Annotated in this window: 17 protein-coding genes and 1 pseudogene; 9 read left to right on the top strand and 9 right to left on the bottom strand. The window is 72.7% G+C overall.

Features of this window, described 5'->3' with window-relative positions:
• Nucleotides 1-38 precede the first annotated feature (38 nt).
• Nucleotides 39-971, bottom strand: coding sequence for an MHYT domain-containing protein (locus IE239_RS39805; RefSeq protein WP_190154333.1), 933 nt, complete (start codon nt 969-971; stop codon nt 39-41).
• Nucleotides 972-1,381: 410 nt separating this feature from the next.
• On the opposite strand from IE239_RS39805, the gene IE239_RS39800 reads away from it, so the two are divergent.
• On the top strand, nt 1,382-2,719 hold the full coding sequence (locus IE239_RS39800; RefSeq protein ID WP_229878742.1) for a hypothetical protein: 1,338 nt from the start codon (nt 1,382-1,384) through the stop codon (nt 2,717-2,719).
• A gap of 49 nt (nt 2,720-2,768) precedes the next feature.
• Here IE239_RS39800 and IE239_RS39795 read toward each other — a convergent pair whose 3' ends face one another.
• Nucleotides 2,769-3,332 (bottom strand): TerD family protein, encoded by a 564-nt coding sequence (locus tag IE239_RS39795; RefSeq protein ID WP_190154332.1) that lies wholly within the window; start codon nt 3,330-3,332, stop codon nt 2,769-2,771.
• A gap of 323 nt (nt 3,333-3,655) precedes the next feature.
• Here IE239_RS39795 and IE239_RS39790 point away from each other — a divergent pair, with 323 nt between their 5' ends.
• Genes IE239_RS39790 through IE239_RS39770 form a run of 5 tightly spaced genes read left to right on the top strand, consistent with a single transcriptional unit; the run spans nt 3,656 to nt 9,312 of the window.
• A complete protein-coding gene (locus IE239_RS39790; protein ID WP_190154331.1) occupies nt 3,656-4,969 on the top strand; it encodes an NAD(P)/FAD-dependent oxidoreductase in 1,314 nt (437 codons plus the stop codon).
• On the top strand, nt 4,966-5,697 hold the full coding sequence (locus IE239_RS39785) for a DUF1365 domain-containing protein (RefSeq protein ID WP_190154330.1): 732 nt from the start codon (nt 4,966-4,968) through the stop codon (nt 5,695-5,697). The genes IE239_RS39790 and IE239_RS39785 overlap by 4 nt, the downstream gene beginning before the upstream one ends.
• Nucleotides 5,694-7,178 (top strand): SAM-dependent methyltransferase, encoded by a 1,485-nt coding sequence (locus IE239_RS39780; RefSeq protein ID WP_229878740.1) that lies wholly within the window; start codon nt 5,694-5,696, stop codon nt 7,176-7,178. The genes IE239_RS39785 and IE239_RS39780 overlap by 4 nt, the downstream gene beginning before the upstream one ends.
• Complete coding sequence (locus tag IE239_RS39775) at nt 7,175-8,488, top strand: class I SAM-dependent methyltransferase (protein WP_190154329.1); 1,314 nt, start codon at nt 7,175-7,177, stop codon at nt 8,486-8,488. Before IE239_RS39780 ends, IE239_RS39775 begins: the two co-directional genes overlap by 4 nt.
• Nucleotides 8,485-9,312: a DUF1295 domain-containing protein gene (locus IE239_RS39770; protein WP_190154328.1), complete on the top strand. Its 828-nt coding sequence runs from the start codon at nt 8,485-8,487 to the stop codon at nt 9,310-9,312. Before IE239_RS39775 ends, IE239_RS39770 begins: the two co-directional genes overlap by 4 nt.
• Before the next feature lie 126 nt (nt 9,313-9,438).
• On the opposite strand, the gene IE239_RS39765 is transcribed toward IE239_RS39770, so the two are convergent.
• From IE239_RS39765 to IE239_RS39740, 6 genes are all read right to left on the bottom strand, one after another.
• Complete coding sequence (locus tag IE239_RS39765; protein WP_190154327.1) at nt 9,439-10,017, bottom strand: flavodoxin domain-containing protein; 579 nt, start codon at nt 10,015-10,017, stop codon at nt 9,439-9,441.
• 137 nt (nt 10,018-10,154) lie between these two features.
• Nucleotides 10,155-10,814 carry a fasciclin domain-containing protein gene (locus IE239_RS39760; protein ID WP_190154326.1) on the bottom strand — a complete coding sequence of 220 codons (660 nt, stop codon included), beginning with the start codon at nt 10,812-10,814 and terminating at the stop codon, nt 10,155-10,157.
• Nucleotides 10,815-10,880: 66 nt separating this feature from the next.
• Nucleotides 10,881-12,617, bottom strand: coding sequence for a sulfite oxidase (locus tag IE239_RS39755; protein WP_190154325.1), 1,737 nt, complete (start codon nt 12,615-12,617; stop codon nt 10,881-10,883).
• A gap of 381 nt (nt 12,618-12,998) precedes the next feature.
• Entirely contained in the window at nt 12,999-13,751 is a 753-nt protein-coding gene (locus IE239_RS39750) for an anti-sigma factor (protein ID WP_190154324.1), read from the bottom strand.
• Nucleotides 13,748-14,332: a sigma-70 family RNA polymerase sigma factor gene (locus IE239_RS39745; RefSeq protein ID WP_190154323.1), complete on the bottom strand. Its 585-nt coding sequence runs from the start codon at nt 14,330-14,332 to the stop codon at nt 13,748-13,750. Before IE239_RS39745 ends, IE239_RS39750 begins: the two co-directional genes overlap by 4 nt.
• A gap of 203 nt (nt 14,333-14,535) precedes the next feature.
• A complete protein-coding gene (locus IE239_RS39740; RefSeq protein ID WP_190154322.1) occupies nt 14,536-17,187 on the bottom strand; it encodes an RICIN domain-containing protein in 2,652 nt (883 codons plus the stop codon).
• Between the two features lie 511 nt (nt 17,188-17,698).
• Between IE239_RS39740 and IE239_RS39735 the strand changes: the two genes are divergently transcribed.
• Together IE239_RS39735 and IE239_RS39730 are read left to right on the top strand one after the other, a co-directional pair.
• Nucleotides 17,699-17,887: a hypothetical protein gene (locus IE239_RS39735; RefSeq protein ID WP_190154321.1), complete on the top strand. Its 189-nt coding sequence runs from the start codon at nt 17,699-17,701 to the stop codon at nt 17,885-17,887.
• 15 nt (nt 17,888-17,902) lie between these two features.
• On the top strand, nt 17,903-18,673 hold the full coding sequence (locus tag IE239_RS39730; RefSeq protein ID WP_190154320.1) for a DUF2637 domain-containing protein: 771 nt from the start codon (nt 17,903-17,905) through the stop codon (nt 18,671-18,673).
• Nucleotides 18,674-18,841: 168 nt separating this feature from the next.
• Here the strand turns inward: IE239_RS39730 and IE239_RS39725 are convergent, their stop codons facing one another.
• Entirely contained in the window at nt 18,842-19,858 is a 1,017-nt protein-coding gene (locus tag IE239_RS39725) for a sporulation protein (RefSeq protein WP_190154319.1), read from the bottom strand.
• A gap of 330 nt (nt 19,859-20,188) precedes the next feature.
• On the opposite strand from IE239_RS39725, the pseudogene IE239_RS39720 reads away from it, so the two are divergent.
• A pseudogene (locus tag IE239_RS39720) lies at nt 20,189-20,432 on the top strand (DUF418 domain-containing protein); the annotation flags it as partial.

The raw sequence follows: 20,432 nt of genomic DNA, 5'->3' as shown, positions 1-20,432 counted from the left end.
CGCGGATCCGTGTGTCGTTCGCGGCGCCGGGCGCCCGGTCACCAGGAGCCGTACGGCTGCGAGGGCTGTGAGGACTGCGGGGACTGCGGGGACTGAGGGGCGTAAGCGGACTGCGGGGAGTAGGGGGCCTGGGGGGAGGGGAAGGCCTGCGGGGAGTGGGAGGACTGCGGGGAGTGGGAGGGGTGCCGAGCCGCGAAGTCCGCACCGGCGTCGTACGGCGCGGGCGCCGCCTGGTCTTCGTCACCGAGCATCATGTCTGGATCGAACATGACGACGACGGCCGCGATCAGGAGGACGACCAGCGGGCCGGCGAGCATCAGCAGGAGGAACGACATCAGGCCGGTGGACGACTGCCTGGCGAAGGAACCGCCGTCGAGGCGGACGGAGACCGCGGCCATGCCGGTGTAGTGCATGCCGGTGACGGCCACCCCCATGACCAGGCTCGCTCCCAGGCTGGACCACAGGTTGCGGATGGACACCGCCGCCCACAGCGCGGCCGTGGCGGCCGCGACGGCGATCCCGACGGACAGCGCCACGGTTCCCGTCGCGTAGTGGAGACTGCCGTCGGTGTGCATGGCGGCCATGCCGAGATAGTGCATGGCCGCGACCCCGAGCCCGGTGATCGTGCCCGCCAGGCCGAGGTTCACCGGTGAGCCGCCCCGGTAGCCGACCAGGAACACACCGATGGCGACGACGACGATCGCGATGCCGAGGCTGAGGACGGTCTTCGTCGTGTCGTAGCTGACCAGGGCGCCCTGGACGCTGAAGCCGATCATGGCGATGAAGTGCATCGTCCAGATGCCGCAGCCTATCGACACCGCGCCCAGCGTCAGCCATCTCGCCTTGTGCTCAGGACGCCGCAGGGAGCGCGTCGTGCATCGCAGGCCGAGTGCCGCGCCGAGACAGGCCATCAGATAGGCCGCGACCGGGGTCGTGGCACCGTAGTAGAAGTTGGAGACGGTGGCGGTCATCGACCTTCCCTTCCTGTGGGTGGGGGCGGCAGCCGGGCCGATCGGTCCGGCGTACGCATCCGCCCGCGCGCGCCGGGAGGGCCCGGTCACGGCGCGGGCGGCCCCTTCCGACCGGCAGGGCAGGGGGACCCGGCGGCCAGATCAAGCCAACCTGGCGAATTGTGCGCGATTCAATCACGTCGTGGCCACTCTTTCTCCACAATGCGGGCGATCGTCTGCCGAATCGATACTTCTGCACCGGGTGCCGCACAGCGGTTCACCCGGTGCCGTCGCTCTGCTCGCGGCGACACCGGGCCACGTGGCCACCGGGCCACCGGGACGGACAGCCGGGCGGACGGATCCGTCGCGCGGTTCACCCGTCGGGCTCACCCGTGTCGCGCGCCCGGCGACGCGGGGATCTTCTGGTGTCCATGGCCAACACCGACGGTGAGCCGCTCTCGGACCGGGAGCGCAGCGAACTGGACGATCTGCGGCATCGCATGACCGCCCTGGAGAACGGCATGCACCCGCGTGCGGCACGGCATCATCCGCTGCGCTCCACGGGTTCCGTCCTGCTGATCCTCTTCGCTGCCCTGCTGTCGCTGCTGTCCGTCGTCGCGGTCTGGGCCAACAGCATCGTGCGGGACACGGACCGCTACGTCGCCACGGTGGGGCCGCTGGCCTCCGACCCGGATGTGCAGAAGGCGGTCACCAACCGGGTCACCGACGTGGTGCTGGCGAAGATCGACGTGGACGCGCTGGTCAAACAGCTCCAGGACGCCGTCGCGGCGAAGGGCGTCCCGCCGAAGGCGGCCCAACTGGTCGGGAACCTGGACGCCCCGATCACCAGCGGCCTGAAGCAGCTGGTCAGCGGCACCGTGGAGCGGGTGGTCAGCAGCAGCGCCTTCGAGACGGTCTGGGTGCAGGCCAACCGCAGAGCGCACACCGCCTTGGACAAGGCGCTGACAGGCGAAGCCGACGGCGCGATCTCGCTGAAGAACAACGAGGTGGCCATCAACGTGGGGCCGCTCGTGGCCCAGGTCAAACAACGGCTGGTCAGCGCCGGCCTCGGAGTGGCCGCGAACATCCCGGAGGTCCGGACGGACTTCGTGGTCTTCCAGTCGAAGGAGATCGGCACGATCAAGACCTATCTGCGGGTGCTGCAGATCATGGGCAGCTGGCTGCCCCTCATCGCCCTGCTGGTCGCCGCCGCGGGGGTGTACACCGCCTTCAACCGACGGCACGCGCTGATGGGGGCCGCGCTGGCGGTGTTCGCGGCCATGCTGGTCCTCGGCATCACGCTCACCGTCTTCCGCGACGTGTATCTCGACCGACTGCCGCCGGGCACCTCCACGGCCGCCGCCGGAGCGGTGTACGACGCGCTGATCAAGTTCCTGCGCGCCGCCGTACGGGCGCTCGGCGCGGCCGCCCTCGTCACCGCCGCCGGCGCTTTCCTCAGCGGCCCGTCCCGGCCCGCCGTCCTGGTCCGCAAGGGCTGCCGCAGGGGCATCGGCGCCCTGCGGGACGTGTCGGTGTCGAGCGGGCTCCGGCTGGGGGCGGTCGGGCGGTTCGTGCACCGCTTCAAGCGGTGGATCGGCGCCGCGATCCTGGTGATCGCCGCGATCGTCCTGTTCACCTGGACCTACCCGACCACCATGGTCGTGGTGTGGACGACGGTCATCGTGCTGGCGGGCTTCGCGATCCGCGAATTCCTGGACCCCGGGCCCGCACCGGAGGCCGCCGGCCCCCGGGCCACCCCCGCTCCCTGACCCGGCCCCGCTTCCTGACCCGGCCGGGGCTTCGCCGGCCGCCGTCCGGTCAGGGCCGCCCGGCGGCGCCCATCTCCGCGGCGAAGGCCACCGGTTCGCTGTCGAACCCCCGGACCATCGGGTGGAACTCCCATGTTCCCGAGGCGTCCCTGGTGAACTCCGCGACGGTCCCGGCGGTGGATCCCGCGAGCTGCGCGAAGTCGTCCTTCAGCAGCTCCCTGTACCCCTCCACGACCAGGACCCCGGCGTTCGAGAGGTCGCCGAAGGTCTTGGGGCCCGTGTTCTGGTGGATCACCACCCCCACGACGACACGGGCGAAGGAGGCGGCGAGCCGGTCGAGTTCGAGGGTCATGGCCTCGACGTAGCCGAGACCCTGGCCCGTCCGGCTGTGCCGGCTCATGTTGATGGTGCCGTCGGGCGAGCGGCTGTCGTAGTGGACGACGTACACCGGCGGCCCGTACGGGGCGTCCGCGGAGTAGGTCGCCGCGATGATGTCGAGATGGTGGGGCGGCTGGTCGAAGCGGCTCGGATCCCACTTCAGCCGCACCTCGACCTTCACCGGCCCCTTGTTGCCGCTGCTCACCCGACTGCCGCCTCTCCCTTGCCGAGCCATCGACGGGTCGACGAGGCCCGCAAGTCAAGTATGGCTCGTCCGCGCGCTGTTGAAGCCCTCGGGGCTCCCCTCGGCACGGCAGAGCCTGTCTGCCGTCCACACGCTGTGGAGGACGGCGTGCCCTGCGGGGCGTCCCGCTCCTTCGCGGTCTCCCGCGCCGGACCGCAGCGGGCGGCGCCGGACCCGCAGCGGGGATCCCGGGCCACGCGCGCCGGGGCAGCCGTCGTCCCGCACGACGCCGATCAGCGAGAACGGCCAATCCGCCGCCCGACCTGCTCCGGATTACGCGGAGACCGCAGAGCGCGGTGGCGGGAGGAGCGGCGATGGAGCGGATGCCGAGGGAAGCGGGGCCCGGCCCGGAGCACCTGGCACGGTACGGGCTGCGGACGGCCGTGGTGGGCTCGGGAGTGGCGGGGCTGACCGCCGCGTACCTCCTGGGCCGGACCCGGCACGTCACCCTGTACGAGGCCGACGACCGGCTCGGCGGGCACGCCCACACCCACGAGCTGACCTCCCCGCGCGACGGACGGGTGCACCGCGTCGACTCCGGGTTCATCGTGCACAACCGGCGCACCTACCCGTACCTGCTGCGGCTCTTCGACGAACTCGGCGTCACCACGCAGGAGTCGGAGATGAGCATGTCGGTGCGGTGCGAGGGGTGCGGGCTGGAGTACGCCGGGGCCCGCGGGCCGGCCGGGCTGTTCGCACAGCGCCGCAACCTCGTGCACGGCCGCTATCTGCGGCTGCTGGCCGAGGTGCCCGCCTTCCACCGGGCGGCCCGGCGGCTGCTGGCACAGGGCCGTGAGGGGACGCTCACGCTGGGGGAGTTCCTGGACCGTGAGGGCTTCTCGGCCTACTTCCGCTCCCACTTCGTGACGCCGGTGGTGTCGGCCGTGTGGTCCTGCGACGCCGGTACCGCCCAGCGTTGTCCGGCCGCCTACCTGTTCCGCTTCCTGGAGCGCCACGGGCTGCTGTCGGTGAGCGGCTCGCCGGTGTGGCGCACGGTCAGCGGCGGATCGCGGGAGTACGTCGACCGGATCGCGGAGCACATCGGCGAGATCCGCGCCGCCACCCCCGTGCGGGCCGTACGACGCCATGCCGACGGCGCCGAGGTGACCACCGCGGACGGCGCCACGGAGTCGTACGACTCCGTGGTGATCGCGGTCCATCCGGACCAGGCGCTGCGGCTGCTGGCGGACCCGACCGAGCGGGAGCGTGAGGTGCTGGGCGCGTTCCGCTACTCCCGCAACACCACGCTCCTGCACACCGACACCCGGCTGCTGCCGAGCGCCCCCAGGGCCCGCGCCTCCTGGAACTACCTGATGCCGGCGTGCGACGCCGGAGGCGACCGGGTGCGGGTCAGCTACGACATGAACCGGCTGCAACGCCTGGACGCCGACGAGAGATACGTCGTCACGCTGGGCGGGGAGGACCGGGTCGAACCCGGCCGGGTGCTGGCCCGCATGGTCTACGAACACCCCCTCTACACCCCCGAGTCGGTGGCCGCGCAGCAGCGTCTGCCCGAACTGAGGAGCCCTGTCTGCGCGTTCGCCGGCGCGTACCACGGCTGGGGTTTCCACGAGGACGGCTGCCGTTCCGGCGTCGAGGCCGCGGCCGCTCTGGGAGCGCGCTGGTGAACGCCGTGCCCGCGCTCTACTCCTGCCGGATCGCGCACGTGCGGACCGGGCCCCGGCGGTACGCGCTGCGGCACCGCACGTACCTGTGGCTCGTCGATCCCGACCACCCGCCCCGACTCCCTTTCCCGCTGCGGCCGTTGGCCCGCTTCGACCCGCGCGACCACTTCGCCGGGGACCGGCCCTCGATCCGGACGGGCCTGGACGCCTACCTCGCGGCACAGGGCGTGCGCCTGGACGGCGGCCGGGTGCTGATGCTCACCCACGCGCGCGTGCTCGGGCACGTGTTCAACCCGCTCACCCTGTACTGGTGCCACGGCCCGGACGGCGACCTGCGCTGTGTGGTCGCCGAGGTGCACAACACCTACGGCGGACGGCACTCCTACCTGCTGCGGCCGGACGCGACGGGATCGGCCGGCGCCGACAAGGATTTCTACGTCTCGCCGTTCTTCCCCGTCGACGGCCGGTACCGCATGCGGCTGCCGCCGCCCGGGGAGCGGCTCGACCTGACCGTGCACCTGGACCGCGAGGACGGCCGGGCCTTCACCGCGACCGTTCGCGGCGACCGCCGCGCGGCGACCGCCGCGGCCCTGCTGCGGCTGGCCCTGCGCCACCCCTGGTCCACCCTCGCCGTGTCGGCCGCGATCCGCGTCCACGGCGCCCGTCTTTACCTGCGGGGACTGCCCGTGCAGCCCCGCCCCGATCACCGCACCACGGAGAAAGCGACATGACGACAGCACCGTCCCGTACGACCCCCGGGGGACATGCCGTTCCCGCCGGCCCGACCGACCCGGAGGCGGGCGCCGTCGTCGCCGAGGGCGCTCCCGGGAGGCACGGGGCTCCCGCCGGGCAGGCCGCCTCCGGGAGTACGGCGCCGGGGAAGTGCCCCGCCCCCCGTGGCCGCACCGGCTCCGACACGCCCCGGACCCCGGCGGGCCGCCCCGCGACCGAGGCCGGCGCCGCCGCTCCGGCCGCTCTCACCGCCCCGGCCGATCCCGCCCGCTGGCCCGACATCGTCACCGTGCCCCCGGCCTCCCGGCCCCGCACCGCGGTGACGGCGGCGCTCGTGCGGCGGGCCCTGCGGGGGCTGCCCCTACGGGTCAGGTTCGCCGGTTCCGGCACGGAGGGGCTGGGCGGACCGCTGCTGGAGGTGCACGACCCGGCCGCGTTCCACGCCCGGATCGGCGCCGGCGGGCTGGTCGGGTTCGGGGAGTCCTACATGGCCGGCGAGTGGGACGCCCCCGACCTGGTCGCCGCCCTCACCGTGCTCGCCGGGAACGCCGCCGGCCTGATCCCCGCCCCGCTGCAACGACTGCGCGGCCTGTGGGCGCCGCGCCACCCGCAGGAGGAACGCAACACCCCCGACGGCTCCCGCACCAACATCAGCCGCCACTACGACCTCTCCAACGACCTGTTCGCCCTCTTCCTCGACGACACCCTCAGCTACTCCTCCGCCGTGTTCCGGGGCTTCCCGGCCGGGTGGGACCTGCTCCCCGCCGCCCAGCACCGCAAGATCGACCGCCTCCTCGACCTCGCCGGCGTCGGCGAGGGCACCCGGCTCCTGGAGATCGGCACCGGCTGGGGCGAGCTGGCCCTGCGCGCCGCCGCCCGCGGCGCGCGGGTCACCTCGCTCACCCTCTCCCGGGAACAGCGGGCCCTGGCCCGGGAACGGGTGCGCGCCGCGGGTCTCGAGGACCGCGTCCGCATCGAGCTGTGCGACTACCGCGAGGCACGCGGGGAGTACGACGCCGTCGTCAGCGTGGAGATGATCGAGGCGGTCGGCGCGGAGTTCTGGCCCGAGTACTTCCGCACCCTGGACGCACGGCTCTCCCCGGGCGGCCGGGTGGCGCTCCAGGCCATCACGATGCCGCACGAGCGGATGCTCGCCACCCGGGACACCTTCACCTGGATCCACAAGTACGTCTTCCCGGGAGGGTTCATCCCGTCCACGACGGCGATCGAGGAGACCGCCCGCGACCACACCCGGCTGCGCGTCGCCCGCCGTGACGCGTTCGGCGCCCACTACGCCGAGACGCTGCGCCTGTGGCGCGAGAGGTTCACCGAGCGCGCCGACGACGTCGAGGCGCTCGGCTTCGACGAGACCTTCCGCCGGCTGTGGAACTTCTACCTGGCCTACTCCGAGGCCGGCTTCCGGTCCGGCTATCTGGACGTGCAGCAGTACCTGTTCACCAAGGAGAACCCCGTCCGATGACCACCACCGCCCCCGCAGCGGCTCCCGGCGCCGCCCACCTGCTCGCCGCCCTGCTCCACGACGCCCTCGGCGGCCCGTCCCCGGTGCGGCTGCGCGCCTGGGACGGCAGCGAGTCCGGTCCGGCCGACGCCCCCGTGGTCGTCGTGCGGTCCCGGCGCGCACTGCGCCGCCTGCTGTGGCAGCCCGGCGAACTCGGTCTCGCGCAGGCGTACGTCACCGGCGAACTCGACGTCGAGGGCGACCTCGCGCACGGGCTGCGAACGCTCTGGGCCGCGCACCGGGAGCGGGGCCCGCGCCCGCCCCGGCGCACGCCCGCCGACCGGGCCCGTGCCCTCGCCGCCGCCGTACGCCTCGGGGCGGTGGGCCCGCGTCCGGCCGCTCCCGCCTCCCAGGCCCGGCTGCGCGGCGGCCTGCACAGCCGGGCCCGCGACCGGGCCGCGATCAGTCACCACTACGACCTGTCCAACGAGTTCTACGCCCTGCTCCTCGACGACACCATGGCCTACTCCTGCGGCTACTGGGCGGGCGGGAAGGGCGACTTCACCGCCGCCGACGCCCAGCGGGCCAAGCTGGAGCTGATCTGCCGCAAGCTCGCGCTGAAGCCCGGGGCCCGGCTGCTGGACGTCGGGTGCGGCTGGGGCTCGCTCACCCTGCATGCGGCGCAACGGCACGGGGCCCTGGTCACCGCCGTCACGCTGGCCCGCGAGCAGGCGGCGTACGTGCGCGGCCAGGTGCGCGAGCGCGGGCTGACCGAGCGGGTGGAGGTGGTCTGCCAGGACTACCGGGACATCCGGGGCGGGGCCTACGACGCCGTGTCCACCGTCGAGATGGGCGAGCACGTCGGCGACGCCGGGTACCCGGCGTTCGCCGCCGCCCTGCACCGGCTCGTCCGGCCGGGCGGCCGGGTCCTGGTGCAGCAGATGTCGCGGGGGCGCAACGCCCCCGGCGGCGGGGCCTTCATCGAGGCGTACATCGCCCCCGACATGCACATGCGGCCCCTCGGCGAGACCGTCGCCCTGCTGGAGGAGGCGGGCCTGGAGGTCCGGCACACCGAGTCGCTGCGCGAGCACTACGTCCGCACCGTCGAGGGATGGCACCGCACCCTGGAGGAGCGCTGGGAGCGGTTCGCGGAGCTGGCGGGCGAGGAGACCGCGAGGGTGTGGCGGCTGTACCTGGCCGGCGCTGCCCTGGCCTTCGAGGAGGGCCGGATGGGCGTCGACCAGATCCTGGCGGTGCGGCCGGGGCCCGGCGGCGCGAGCGGCATGCCGGCGACGACGGACGCCTGGTACGAGGGGCTGGAGAAGCCGTGAGCGGATTCCCGTGGGGCGCGTTCGCGGTCAACCTCGCCTGGTCCGCCGCGGCCGCGCTCGCCGTCATGCTCGTCACCTTCGCGCTCGCGGTGCGCGTGGGCCTGCACCGCATCGTGGACGTCGCCTGGGGGCTCGGCTTCACGGCGGTGGCCGCCGTGACCTGCGCCGCCTCCGCCGGGGAGGGGGATCCCGTACGACGGCTGCTGGTGACGGCCCTGACGGCGGCCTGGGGCCTGCGGCTGGCCGTGCACATCGCCCGCCGGGGGCGGGGCCACGGCGAGGACCCGCGTTACGAGGCGATGCTGGCCAAGGCGCCCGGCAGCCGGAACGCCTACGCGCTGCGGATGGTCTACCTGCTGCAGGGCGCCCTGGTGTGGCTGGTGTCCCTGCCCGTGCAGGCCGCGCAGTACGTCTCCGGCCCGCCGTCGGCCCTCGTCGGGGCCGGCGTCGCGCTGTGGGCGGTCGGCCTCGGCTTCGAGGCGGTCGGGGACGCCCAGCTCGCCCGTTTCAGGGCCGATCCCGCGACCAGGGGCCGGATCATGGACCGGGGGCTGTGGGCGTGGACCCGGCACCCCAACTACTTCGGCGACTTCTGCGTGTGGTGGGGCCTCTACCTCCTGACCTGCGACTCGTCGGCGGCCGCGGCCGTGTCCGTCGTCTCCCCGCTGGTGATGAGCCTGCTGCTGACCCGGGGAAGCGGAAAGCGGCTGCTGGAACGGCACATGGCCGACCGGCCCGGCTACGCCGAGTACGCGGCCCGCACCAGCGGCTTCTTCCCCCGCCCGCCGAGGCGACGCCGGGACGCGGACACCGAGCCACGGTGACGGCGGGGGCCGCAGCGAGCCCCGGAGCGCCGGCACGCGGCCACCCCGCCGGCCCCGCCCCCTGCTCCGGGCTCGTCCCGTTCCCCGGGCTCGGCTGAGGGTTCCTCTTCGCCGAGCCGCTCCTGATCAGGACGGGGTCCCGTCAGCCTTCTCGTGCCGGCGGCGGTCTACGTCGTCACCGATCTCCCGGGCCCAGGCGTCGACGGCGGGCCAGTCCCGGTAGTCGCCATAACGCAGCCCCATGGCCTGGAACTTCACGCGCCCGGTCCGTGTCAGGTGCTCCGGTTCGATGACCCCTGAGAACAGACGGTGGCCACGGGGACGCAGTCGGTCGGCCAAACCGCCGATCACATGGCTCTCTTCCTTCGCCACCAGTGCCTTCCACGGACCGCGCAGGGCAGCCGGCATCCCCACGCTGAAGAGCCACACGCCACGCCCCGCGAGGAGAGCGGCGTTCGTGTGCACGAAGGCCAGGGCCTGGGGCAGCCATGCCATGTCGTGGACCGCGCTGCCTACGACGAAGACGTCGTACGCGCTCGGATCACCCACGGCCTCGACCGGAAGCGCTTCAGCTCTGATGCCCCGATCTGCCAGCCGGGCCGCAAGATGGGCCGCGATGCTCCTGGTCGACCCATGGGCACCGGCGTACACGACCACCACATGCGGTCTGCCCGATCCCTGGAAAGGAGGCGGAGTCACGCTCATGGCCACCAGTCTCGTCCGCCACATGTCATGCGGCGACTCACGCTGCCTCAGGCTGACGTGCGCTGCGATCGTGCTCAGTGCGGACCGGAGAGAGAACCGCAGGGCGCCACCGGAGCGGCGCCCTGCGGGACGAGCGGTCAGGCGGTGGGCATCAGGACGCTGTCGATGATGTAGACGTTGGCGTTGGCGGTCTTGACGTTGCCGCAGACGACCTTGGCGGAGTCGTTGACGGTGTAGGACTCGCCGGAGCCGGAGGTGGTGACCTTCGACTTCTCCAGCGTGTCGAAGGAGCCGTTCTCCAGGTCCTTCGGGGTGAGCTTCTGGCCCACGACGTGGTAGGTGAGGATCTTCGTCAGCTGGGCCTTGTCGTTGAGGACCTTGTCCAGGGTGGCCTTGGGGATCTTGGCGAAGGCGTCGTTGGTCGGGGCGAACACGGTGATGTTCTGGGCGGTGTTGAGGGTGTCGACGAGTCCGGCCTTCTTCACCGCGGCCACCAGCGTGGACAGGGCGGGGTTGTTGGAGGCGGCGGTGGCGACCGGCGCCTGGGCCATGCCGTCGAAGGAGCCCGCGCCGCTCGCGGGCACCGCCGAACAGGCCGGACCGAACGGCTTGTCCGCCATGGCGGCGCTGCCGGAGTCGCCCATGCTGTCGTCCGACGCGGAAGCGGACGCCGGCGCCTTCGACGAGGAGTCCGACGTGGTGGAGTCGCTGCCGCTGTCGGAGCAGGCGCTCAGGGCCAGGGGCAGGACGGTGGCGGCGGCCAGGGTGACGGCGGCACGGCGGATACGGGTGTTCATGGTGATTCCTCCACTGAGACAGGTGCGGCTGAGCCGCGTTCATGAGGGAAAGGTGGCTTTCGGGGGTCAGTCGACGGTGACGACCACGGAGTGCTGTCCGTCGGCGCCGTCGGGGATGGTCCGGGCACGCTTCTCGCTCTGCACCCGGCCGGTGCGGTCGGTGGCGCGGACGGTGAGGGTGTGGCCGCCCTTGGTCGCCTGCCAGGGGCAGGTCCACTGGCGCCAGGTGTCGCGGGAGTCCTCGGCCGCGAGGCGGGCCGGCCGCCAGGGGCCGTCGTCTATGCGGACCTCGACCTTGTCGATGCCGCGGTGCTGGGCCCAGGCGACTCCGGCGATCATGACCGTGCCGGCCCGGGGCCGCGCGAACGGCTTGGGCGTGTCGATCCGTGACTGGGTCTTGACCGGCGCCTGGCGGGCCCAGCCGCGTTCGACCCAGTAGGGGTCGTAGGAGTCGAACGTGGTGAGCTCGATGTCCTCGATCCACTTGCAGGCGGAGACGAAGCCGTACAGGCCCGGCACGACCATGCGGACGGGGAAGCCGTGGGCGAAGGGCAGGGGTTCGCCGTTCATGCCGACGGCGAGGAGGGCGTCCCGGCCGTCCATGAGGTCCTCGACCGGGCTGCCGATGGTCATGCCGTCCACCGAGCGGGCGACCAGCTGATCGGCCGGGCCCCCCTTCGACGGCGGCTTCACTCCGCACTCGGCCAGCAGGTCCGCCAGGCGTACGCCGATCCAGCGGGCGTTGCCGACGTAGGGGCCGCCGACCTCGTTGGAGACGCAGGTGAGCGTGATGTCGCGCTCGATCAGCTCGCGCCGCAGCAGGTCGTCGAAGGTCAGCGTGAGGGGCCTGCCGACCCCCCTGCCGTGGATGCGCAGCCGCCAGGCCGTCGCGTCCACCTTCGGCACCACCAGGGCGGTGTCGACGCGGTAGAAGTCGGCGTTCGGCGTGGTGAAGGAGCTGATGCCGGGGATCCGGGGGGCGGCGCCCCGCGGCACGGCGGGGGCGGCGGAGGCGGGCCGGGGCAGGACGAGTCGGTCGCGGTAGGCGACCGCGCCCTCCCCCCGGGAGGCGTTCAGCGTCCGGCCGAGCAGACCGGCTCCCGCCGACGCCAGGGCGGCGGCCCCCGCCACGACCACGAACCCCCGCCGATCCCATTCCGCCCCGCCCGCCACGGCCGCGGTGTCGCGCCGGTCCCGCTCGCCACCGGTGCCGGCCGAGGCCGCGGTTGCGTGCCGGTCCGTTTCCGCACCGGCGTCCGCCGCGGCCACGGACCCGCGCCGGACTCCTTCCGCGCCGGGCCGCGCCGGGCCCTCCGTTCCTGACGCGGGCTTCCGGGGAGCGAGGCGGCCCGTCAGGACGTACAGCAGGACGGCTCCCACGACGGCGCCGGCGACCGAGGGCAGCGCATCGGCCACGCCGGTCGAGTCGGGCCTGCCGGTCGCCGCGAGCGCGCCGACCGCTCCGAACAGCAGCACGCCCGCCGCCCCGGCGCGCCGGAACCGCAGCGCGGCCGTGCCCAGCCCCAGCGCGCACAGCGCCAGCACCGCGAGGATCCCCAGCTGCAGAACCAGCTTGTCGTCGGTCCCGAAGTTGCGGATCGCCCAGTCCTTGACCGCCGAGGGCGTCCGGTCGATCGCCGCGCCGCCCACCGCGACGACGGGGCTCGCCTGCGGGCGGACCGCCACGGACACGAGTTCCGCGACGGCGAGCGCGGTGAAGCCCGCGAGTGCGCCACCGAGCGCACCCAGCAGCGGACGCGTCGGGCCGCTCCGGCCGTGTGGTTCCTTCTCGTTCTCCGTCACGCGGGGAATCCGGTTCCGGCGGCCGGGCGGATTGGTCGATCCCACGATCGGATGAATTTCCTTTTCCGGCCAATCCGCCCACGTCCCGGCTACGGATTACACGGATCAAACGGATCACACGGATCACACGCGGGGTCCCGCACACCCGGGCGCGCCGCCGGGCAGGCAGGAGCGGCACGGACGACGACGCTGCCCGCGGTCCCTGCGGCGGAATCCGTGCGGCGGAAGGGGAGGGGGAGGCGTTCGGCGTGCTCGTGCGACGGCATGCGCCGACGCCGACGCGGCTCGCGACGGTCGGTTTGGCCACCGCCCGGTGAGGGGCGGTGGCCATGGCCGTTTCCGGGCCCCGCGCGACGCGCGGCCGTCAGCCCGGGAAAGGGATCAGCCCGGGAAGGGCATCAGCGCGAGCGGCGCGGAGGTGGGCTGCTTCGAGCCGCCGTCGGGTTCGACGGTGACGCCCATCCCCGACGCCCCGTCCAGCGCGCCGCGCATCAGGACGGTCTGGTCGCTGCGGCGCGGGTCCATCAGACCGGCGGACCGCATGGTGCCGTGGTCGTCGAACCACAGCTGGTAGACCTTCCCGCCGGACGGACGCGCCAGCCCGGAGACCACGAACACGGCCTTGTCCAGGCTGCGCGAGACGACGACGCTGCCGGTGGCCCCGGCGGCCAGCTCGCCGCTCCGGCTCCTGGCGTCCGGCGCGGCCAGCACGGCGGCGATCTCGTCCGCCCCGCGCTCGGCGCGCCGCGCCTGGTCCACCGCGTCCTCGGCCCGCTGGTGCTGCCAGACGGCGGTCCCGCCGAGTGCCGCGGCCGCCGTCAGGCAGGCGGCGAGCGCCCACCGGGACAGCAGGCGGGCTCGCAGCCGGGCAACGCCCGAGCGGGTCGGCTCCGGTCCGCCGGGAGGCTCCTGGCGGACCGTGGCGATCCGGCGCAGCACCCGCTCACGCAGCACCGGAAGAGGCGTCGTGGAGACGGCGAGGCCCAGCCGGGCCGCGGTCGCGCACAGTTCGGCGGTCTCCTGTGCGCACGGCTCGCAGTCCGCGAGGTGACGTTCGAACGCCTCGTGTTCCTCGTCGGACAGGGCGTGCAGAGCGTAGGCCCCGGTCATGCGGTGCAGTTCGGCGGTCGTCATGCGGTCACCCCCAGGCAGTCGCGCAGCCGGATGAGTCCGTCGCGCAGGCGGGTCTTGACGGTCCCCAGGGGAAGCGACAGAGCCTCGGCCGCCTGGCGGTAGGTCAGTCCGCGGTAGTACGCCAGGGTGACCGCCTGGCGCTGGATCTCGGTCAGCGTGCGCAGGCAGCGCCGCACCTGTTCCCGCTCCAGCCGGGCTTCGACCTGCTCGGTCACCTCGTCGAACTCGGGCGTCCGCTCCAGGAGGGCGGCCCGGTGGTCCCGGATCACCGCGGCCTCCACCGAGCGCACCCGGTCCACCGCGCGGCGGTGCGCCAGCGTGAGGATCCAGTTGATGGCCGTCCCGCGGTCGGTGCGGTAGCGGGGAGCGGTCCGCCACACCTCCACCAGCACGTCCTGCGCGACCTCCTCGGACTGCGCGCGGTCGCGCACGACGGCCCGCACGACACCCAGGACCGAGCCCGCGACGGCGTCGTAGACGTGGGCGAACGCCTCCTCGTCGCCCAGAGCCACCCTGCCCAGCAGCTCTTGCAGGTCGGGCTCCTTCGATGGATTTCTGCCGATATGTACTGCTTCTTTCACCGAGGGCCTCCGCGGTCGGGACATGTCCGGGCGTAATCCGTTCCTGCCGAACCGGCGGATTGGTTGCGGTTCCGGTGACATCGCGGGCGACGGACGGCGTCCTGGCGGCGCACGACGACGGTGGCCGCCAGGACGGAACATGTTCCCTCAGCCGCGGCAGGACCGCAGGCGGTGGCGCCCGCGGCCCGGCTCGGGCGTCGGGGTCAGGACGGGTCGCCGTACTGGAGACCGCGGCCGTTGGTGCCGACGTAGACGCGGCCGTAGGTGTCGGGGTCGCCGGTGACGATGCCGAGGGAGGCGAAGTTGCCCCACTGGTGGGCGTCGTCGTTGACGCGGAGCCAGGTGGCGCCCTTGTCGGTGGAGCGGAAGACCCCGGCGACGTTCTTCACGGTCCCGATCAGGTACAGGGCCTGGTAGGAGGCGCCCGGCGCGGCCTTGCCGAAGCCGAGGGCCGAGGCGGACTGCACCGTGCCGAGCGCGGTGAAGGCGCGGCCGCCGTCGGTGGAGTGCAGCAGCCCCTCGGCTCCGCCGGCGATCCACAGGTCACCGGCGACGCCGGGGACGGCCGCGAGCCGGCCGGCGGGCAGGCCGGCGGCACGGGCGGTGAAGGTCGCGCCGCCGTCGGTGCTCGCGTACAGCGTGCCGCCGGTCAGCGAGTAGAAGGTCGTCGCCGAGGAGCGGTCGGCGACGACCACGGCGCCGGCGCCCAGGCCGCCGGCCTTCTGCCAGCTCGCCCCCTTGTCGGTCGAGCGGTACGGAGCCTGACCGGCCTCGGTCCAGACGATGGACGAGCCGTCCGCCGAGAGCGCGATGTGGCCGCTGTCGGCGCTGCCCACCGGCTCCGCCCGGAAGCCGTTCCAGCTGCGGCCGCCGTCGGTGGAGTACGCGCCGTCCTGCTCACCGGCCCGGCCCACGCGGACCATCGTCGAGGGGGCGGACTGGGCGAAGTCGATGTCGGTGCTGTGGTACATCGTCGGGTTGCTCAGCCGCCCGGCCGGCACCGTGGTCAGGGAGTCGTACCGGAAACCGCCCTGGTCGCCCATGGAGGTGACGAGGGTGGCGCCGCCGGGCGGGGCGACCGCGTCCGCCAGCGCGGTCTCCTCGAGACCCCTGGCCCCCACCGTCCAGTGGCTGGCGCCGCCGCTGTCGGAGGCGGTGACGTCCTTGCTGCGCCAGATGCCGCTGCCGGTGCCGTACAGCACATGCCCGGAGTCGAAAGGATCGATGGCCAGCGCGGTCATCCAGTGCCCGACGCCGGTACCGACGTACGGAGCGGCGGAGGCGTCCCGCACCGACTTCGAGGCCAGTGCCTTCCAGGTCGTGCCGCCGTCGGTGGTGCGGTAGACCTCGTCCTCGGGCCACCAGCGGTCGAGGGTGGTGACCATCACCGTGGACGGCTTTCGCGGGTCGACGGCCAGACCGGCGAACCCGTACTTGCCCTGGGACGGGGAGACGTCCTTCCACACCCCGCGGTCCGGCGTGTACTTCCACACCGAACCCGCCGTCACGTCGTTGGGGCCTGGCGTGTCGGTATAGGTGAGGTACAGCGAGCCGTCACCGGAGAGCACGCCGTGCTGCGGCAGCCGGCCGGTGGGCTGCCCGGAGACGGCCTGCCAGGTGCCGCCGCCGTCGGTGGAGCGGTACAGGGAGGTGGACTTGTCGGCGACGCCGACGTAGACCGTCCTGCTGCCGGCCGGGCCGAACGTCACGAAGGAGATGCCCCCGCCGCTGCTCGCCCCGTTCTTGACGGGGAACGAGGAGACCTGACTCCATGTCACGCCGTAGTCGGTGCTGCGCCACAGGCCGTTCTTGCGGGTGCCCAGCAGCAGGGTGCCGTGGTGCGCGGGGTCGATCACCAGCCGTTCGCCCGCGCCGCGGCCGGGCTCGTTGCCGCCCAGCTTGAAGGGCAGTTCGGTGCGCTGGAAGGTGCGGCCCCGGTCCGTGGAACGCAGCATCGCGCCGTTGCCGGCCCACTCGTTGGTGTAGGTGCCCGCCCCGAGGTAGAGCCGGTCGGGGTCGACGGGGTCGGTGGCCAGCGAGTCGATGCCCAGCAGGTTCCAGTCCTTCTCGCCGACCCAGTCGGTCAGCGGGATCCACTGCTCGGCCCCGGTGTCCCAGCGATAGGCGCCGCCCATGTCGGTACGCGCGTACAGCAGGCCCTTCTCCCGGGGGTTGAACACCAGCCCGGTGACGTAACCGCCGCCCACCACCTGGGCGTTCTTCCAGGTGTACGGTCCTGCCGCGGCCGTGGTCCGCGCCTTGCCGGACCCGGTCGCCGCGGTCGCCGCCGCCTTGACCAGCTTCCACTGCTGGTTGGTGCTGCCCCGGCCGGGATACTGGGTGACCGCCGCGCCGTCGGCCTTCGAGCCGCCCCGGACGTCCAGGACCTGGCCGCTCCTGCGGGAGGTGAGGGTGACGGCGTCGGAACCGCTCACCGCGTCGATCCTCCACTCCTGGGAGGCGGAGGAACGGTCGGTCTGCTGCTCGGCGGCGGCCGACTGCGCGGCGGAACCGCCCGCTATGCCCAGAACCTTGCCGCTGTTGCGGTTCACCAGCTCGTAGTAGCCGTCCCCGGCGGGCTTCAGCCGCCACTGCTGGTTGGCGGTGTTCTGGTCGGACCACTGCTGGACACGGGTGCCGTCGGCGGTGGAGAAGCCGTCGACGTCCAGCACCTTGCCGCTGCGCACGGAGACGAGCCGGTAGTAGGCGTTGTCGTCGATCGTCGCGGCCTGTGAGTCCTCCTGCACGAACAGGAGATACGGCACGACGGCGAGAGGAGCGCCGAGCAGCACAGCGGTGGCGGTCCAGCGACGGCGGTGGCGCCCGCGGCGCCCGCCGTTCGTGGGGTTGTCCATGGGGGGTGTTTCTCCTTGCGGGCCGTTCCGGGCGAAAGACGGATCCGGCCACCGGAACTGGCCGGATCCGCTGCCTAGTTGTCACAGGCTCCGCAAAGGGTTGCCCCGAGTCCGAAAACTTTCGCGGGTCACCTCGTGGTGGGGCGGACGTCACCCGGTGTTCCCGGTGGCGTTCGGTCCCGTCCGGCTTGCCGGCCTCGGGGCCGTACCGCTGGACCCCGGACGGTCAGGCGGTCGGTCACCGGCATCGAATGATATTTCACATCAGGAGATTGACACGCTGATTCGATTGACTCACGAAGCGCCGGGTGAGATGTGAATGACATGAATGACGAAACGCTTCTCGTGCTATTCCGTTGCCGCAGAATCACTCGTTTGCCGCGCATCCGGAGGAGGGGGGCAGCGTTATCCGAACATGACGACAGCAAGGCCGCACGGCCTGCCCTTGCGAGACGCGGCAAAGGGCAAAGCGCCTGCGAACCGTGATGTGACAGCGGGAAAATACACTTACATGCCCGGAGTCACACACGCGGCGCTCGAGTCGCGTGACACCTTCCACGGAGACGGTGCGTGGGTCGATCACCGGGTCACCGACTCACTGCTCCGTGAGTTCCTCGCATTGCTGGAGGCGGCGCAGGAGGAACTCAATCGGCGGTGGAACGACCAGGAAAAGTCCGGCTCTCTCGCGGACTGCGCGTGACGGGGACGGATCTCCATGAGTTACGACTATGTCAATTCCGCCTATGCGCGGCATGAATGGCCTTCCGGCCCGTACGCCTACGGACCGTCCGCCGGCTGGCAGGGGGGCTCCGTCGACGCGCTGAACCCCGTGGTTCCCCTGGTGCCCCCCGACCCCGGCTGGGATCCGGTCGAGGATCTCGCCTACCTCCTGCAGGACGCCATCTCCCCGGAGCCGGCGGCCGCGGTGCCGCCGCCTCGCAGCGATTCGCCTTCCGGTGCCGACTTCACCGACCCGAAGGAGAACCTGGCGAAGATCACCGCTCAGCTGCCACCCCTCCGACCTTCTTCCGTCGGACACCGAAAGGCCCGAGCCCGGAAGGCCCGGCTCAAGTGGTTGCGAACCGGAAGCTTCGTCATCGTCGCATTCGTCGCCGTCATCGTGGCGATGGTCAGCGTGTTCGGCGGCATGGTCGCCTACGGGCCTCTGCAGAGCATCTCGTCCAGCACGGAGAGCGGGACGATCCCTCAGTGGCCGCTTCTCGTGTACGGGCCCTGGATGGTGGCCTCTCTCTCCATTCTGCGCACTGCCCTGCACCAGCGCCGGGCTCTGCATTCCTGGTTCATCGTCCTGCTGTTCTCCTCCGTCGCGATCATGCTGTGCGTGGCTCAGGCGGACAGGACGCTGACCGGTATCGCCCGAGCCGCTCTGCCCGCCCTCGCTTCCCTGGCGTGCTTCCAGCAACTTGTCCGGCAGATCACCTTGACCCTGCCGCCGCGGCAGTCGTCGCCCCGTCACCGCGAGTAGGGCTGCGGGCGAGGGTGTCGGGGCGCCCGGCCGCACAGGCAGAGGCGACCCCACCGCGCGGCCGCCCCGCGGCCGGCCCGCCGGGCCGGCCGCGGGGTTCTGCTCGTCGAGAGTGGAGGCCTCGGCCCGCGGGAAGGCTGCCCGCCCGCCCGGCTCGCCGAGGAGCCGTCAGTCCTCCTCGCCCTCGTCGTCGCCCTCGAAGAAGTCGCCGATCTCGTCGACCACTTCGGCCGCGACCATCCCGCCGACGACCCCGACCGCGAGTCCGGCCGCCCCCGCGGCGACGACCGTGCCCATGCCGGGGCCGGAACCGTGACGGTCCTCGTGGTGGCGGTCGTCATGACCGTGGTGGCTTCCGTGACCGTACGGGTGCGGGTCGTCGTGTCCGTGGCCGGCGTGCGAGCCGTACGAAGCCCGGTGCTCGACCAGCTGCCGGATCCAGCCGTCGACGACCGTGTTCCAGTCCTGGTGCTCGACGCCGTCGTGGGACACGGTGAACCGGGTCAACGCGTCGTGGCCGGAGGAGAGGAGGCCGCCGCGCCTGTCCGCCTCCAGGACGACCTCCATGCCGGACGGGCCGGCCAGGAAGGTCACCTCGATCTCGTTCACCTGGTGGGCGTACTGCGGTGCCGGGGTGAGCTCGAGCTCCTGGTAGAAGGGGAGTTGCTGGCCGGTCCCGCCGATACGCCCGTATTCCAGGTCCGCGGAGTGGAAGCCGAACCCGAGCCGGCCGAGCGCTTCGAGGATCGCCTCCTGCACCGGCAGCGGGGCGACGGCCAGCTGGTCCAGGTCGCCCTTGTCCTTCGCGCCGGCCACCGCCAGCTCGGTGCGGACCCCGATGACGATGCCCAGGCCCTGCCCGTGAAGCTCGGTGATCGGCGTCTCCCACGGCAGCGGCAGGCTGAAGGGAACGCTGCGCGTCTCGCCGGCGCCGAGACGGAAGCCACCGCCGACCGTGAACCGGTCGAAGACGACGGCGCCCTCGCTCTCGCCCTCCTCGTGCTCGGCCTCCACGCGGGCCACCAGTTCCAGCGTGATGTGGTCGATGTCGAAGTCGGCGCTCCCGCCCTCGAGGTGGACCTGGCCGGTCAGCGCGCCGCCGGGACGGGCCGCCCCCGGGTCGAGGACCGTGTCCACCGTGGGGCCGCCCACACCGAGCGATCCGAGCAGTCGTTTGAACACCATCGTGGCGTCCACTCCTTCAAACGTGCGTGTGTTCCATGAGGGTGGTGCTGCCGGCCCGGCGGGCATGCGGCAGCACGTCGGTCAGCGGGGCCCGTCCCGCGCACGAGCCTTCTACAGACGAGTAGAAGCATAGGGTCGTCACGGGCGGGGAAGGCCGCGGTCCGCGTCGGCATGGCGGGAAAGGCCGAAAACGGATTCCCGCGCGGCCGGTCCCTCGCGCACGGCCGAAATCGGCCCCGCCGGTCGGAGGGGGGCAGTCGGCCGACCGGCGGGGCTCCTTCCGCAGCCCGGCGGATGGCCGGGCGCCCTCGCCTCGGCAAGGTTGTCACGGTGACCGAGATCGAAAGCGCCGAGAAGACGCCCACCCCGCCCTTACCCTCACCCGGGTCCGACACGGCGAAGGAACGCCCCGCGCCGATGGCGCGGCTGGTAGGGGTGGACCTCGCCCGTGCGCTGGCCGTGTTCGGGATGTTCGCGGTGCACGTCGGCCCCTTTCCCACGCCGGGGGGCGGCGTCGGCGACTGGTTCCTGGAGCTGGCGAGCGGCCGGGCGTCCGCGCTGTTCGCCACCCTCG

Origin of the sequence: Streptomyces humidus (genome assembly GCF_014649655.1) — a bacterium.
GTDB lineage: Bacteria > Actinomycetota > Actinomycetes > Streptomycetales > Streptomycetaceae > Streptomyces > Streptomyces humidus.
The sequence above is the reverse complement of the archived record's forward strand: the minus strand, read 5'-3'. Positions and strand labels throughout refer to the sequence as shown.

What these genes read in the sequence shown, in the direction of transcription:
- IE239_RS39805 (WP_190154333.1), bottom strand. Translation starts at nt 971, where the DNA reads ATGACCGCCACCGTCTCCAACTTCTACTACGGTGCCACGACCCCGGTC.
- IE239_RS39800 (WP_229878742.1), top strand. Translation starts at nt 1,382, where the DNA reads ATGGCCAACACCGACGGTGAGCCGCTCTCGGACCGGGAGCGCAGCGAA.
- IE239_RS39795 (WP_190154332.1), bottom strand. Translation starts at nt 3,332, where the DNA reads ATGGCTCGGCAAGGGAGAGGCGGCAGTCGGGTGAGCAGCGGCAACAAG.
- IE239_RS39790 (WP_190154331.1), top strand. Translation starts at nt 3,656, where the DNA reads ATGGAGCGGATGCCGAGGGAAGCGGGGCCCGGCCCGGAGCACCTGGCA.
- IE239_RS39780 (WP_229878740.1), top strand. Translation starts at nt 5,694, where the DNA reads ATGACGACAGCACCGTCCCGTACGACCCCCGGGGGACATGCCGTTCCC.
- IE239_RS39775 (WP_190154329.1), top strand. Translation starts at nt 7,175, where the DNA reads ATGACCACCACCGCCCCCGCAGCGGCTCCCGGCGCCGCCCACCTGCTC.
- IE239_RS39765 (WP_190154327.1), bottom strand. Translation starts at nt 10,017, where the DNA reads ATGAGCGTGACTCCGCCTCCTTTCCAGGGATCGGGCAGACCGCATGTG.
- IE239_RS39760 (WP_190154326.1), bottom strand. Translation starts at nt 10,814, where the DNA reads ATGAACACCCGTATCCGCCGTGCCGCCGTCACCCTGGCCGCCGCCACC.
- IE239_RS39750 (WP_190154324.1), bottom strand. Translation starts at nt 13,751, where the DNA reads ATGACGACCGCCGAACTGCACCGCATGACCGGGGCCTACGCTCTGCAC.
- IE239_RS39740 (WP_190154322.1), bottom strand. Translation starts at nt 17,187, where the DNA reads ATGGACAACCCCACGAACGGCGGGCGCCGCGGGCGCCACCGCCGTCGC.
- IE239_RS39735 (WP_190154321.1), top strand. Translation starts at nt 17,699, where the DNA reads ATGCCCGGAGTCACACACGCGGCGCTCGAGTCGCGTGACACCTTCCAC.
- IE239_RS39730 (WP_190154320.1), top strand. Translation starts at nt 17,903, where the DNA reads ATGAGTTACGACTATGTCAATTCCGCCTATGCGCGGCATGAATGGCCT.
- IE239_RS39725 (WP_190154319.1), bottom strand. Translation starts at nt 19,858, where the DNA reads ATGGTGTTCAAACGACTGCTCGGATCGCTCGGTGTGGGCGGCCCCACG.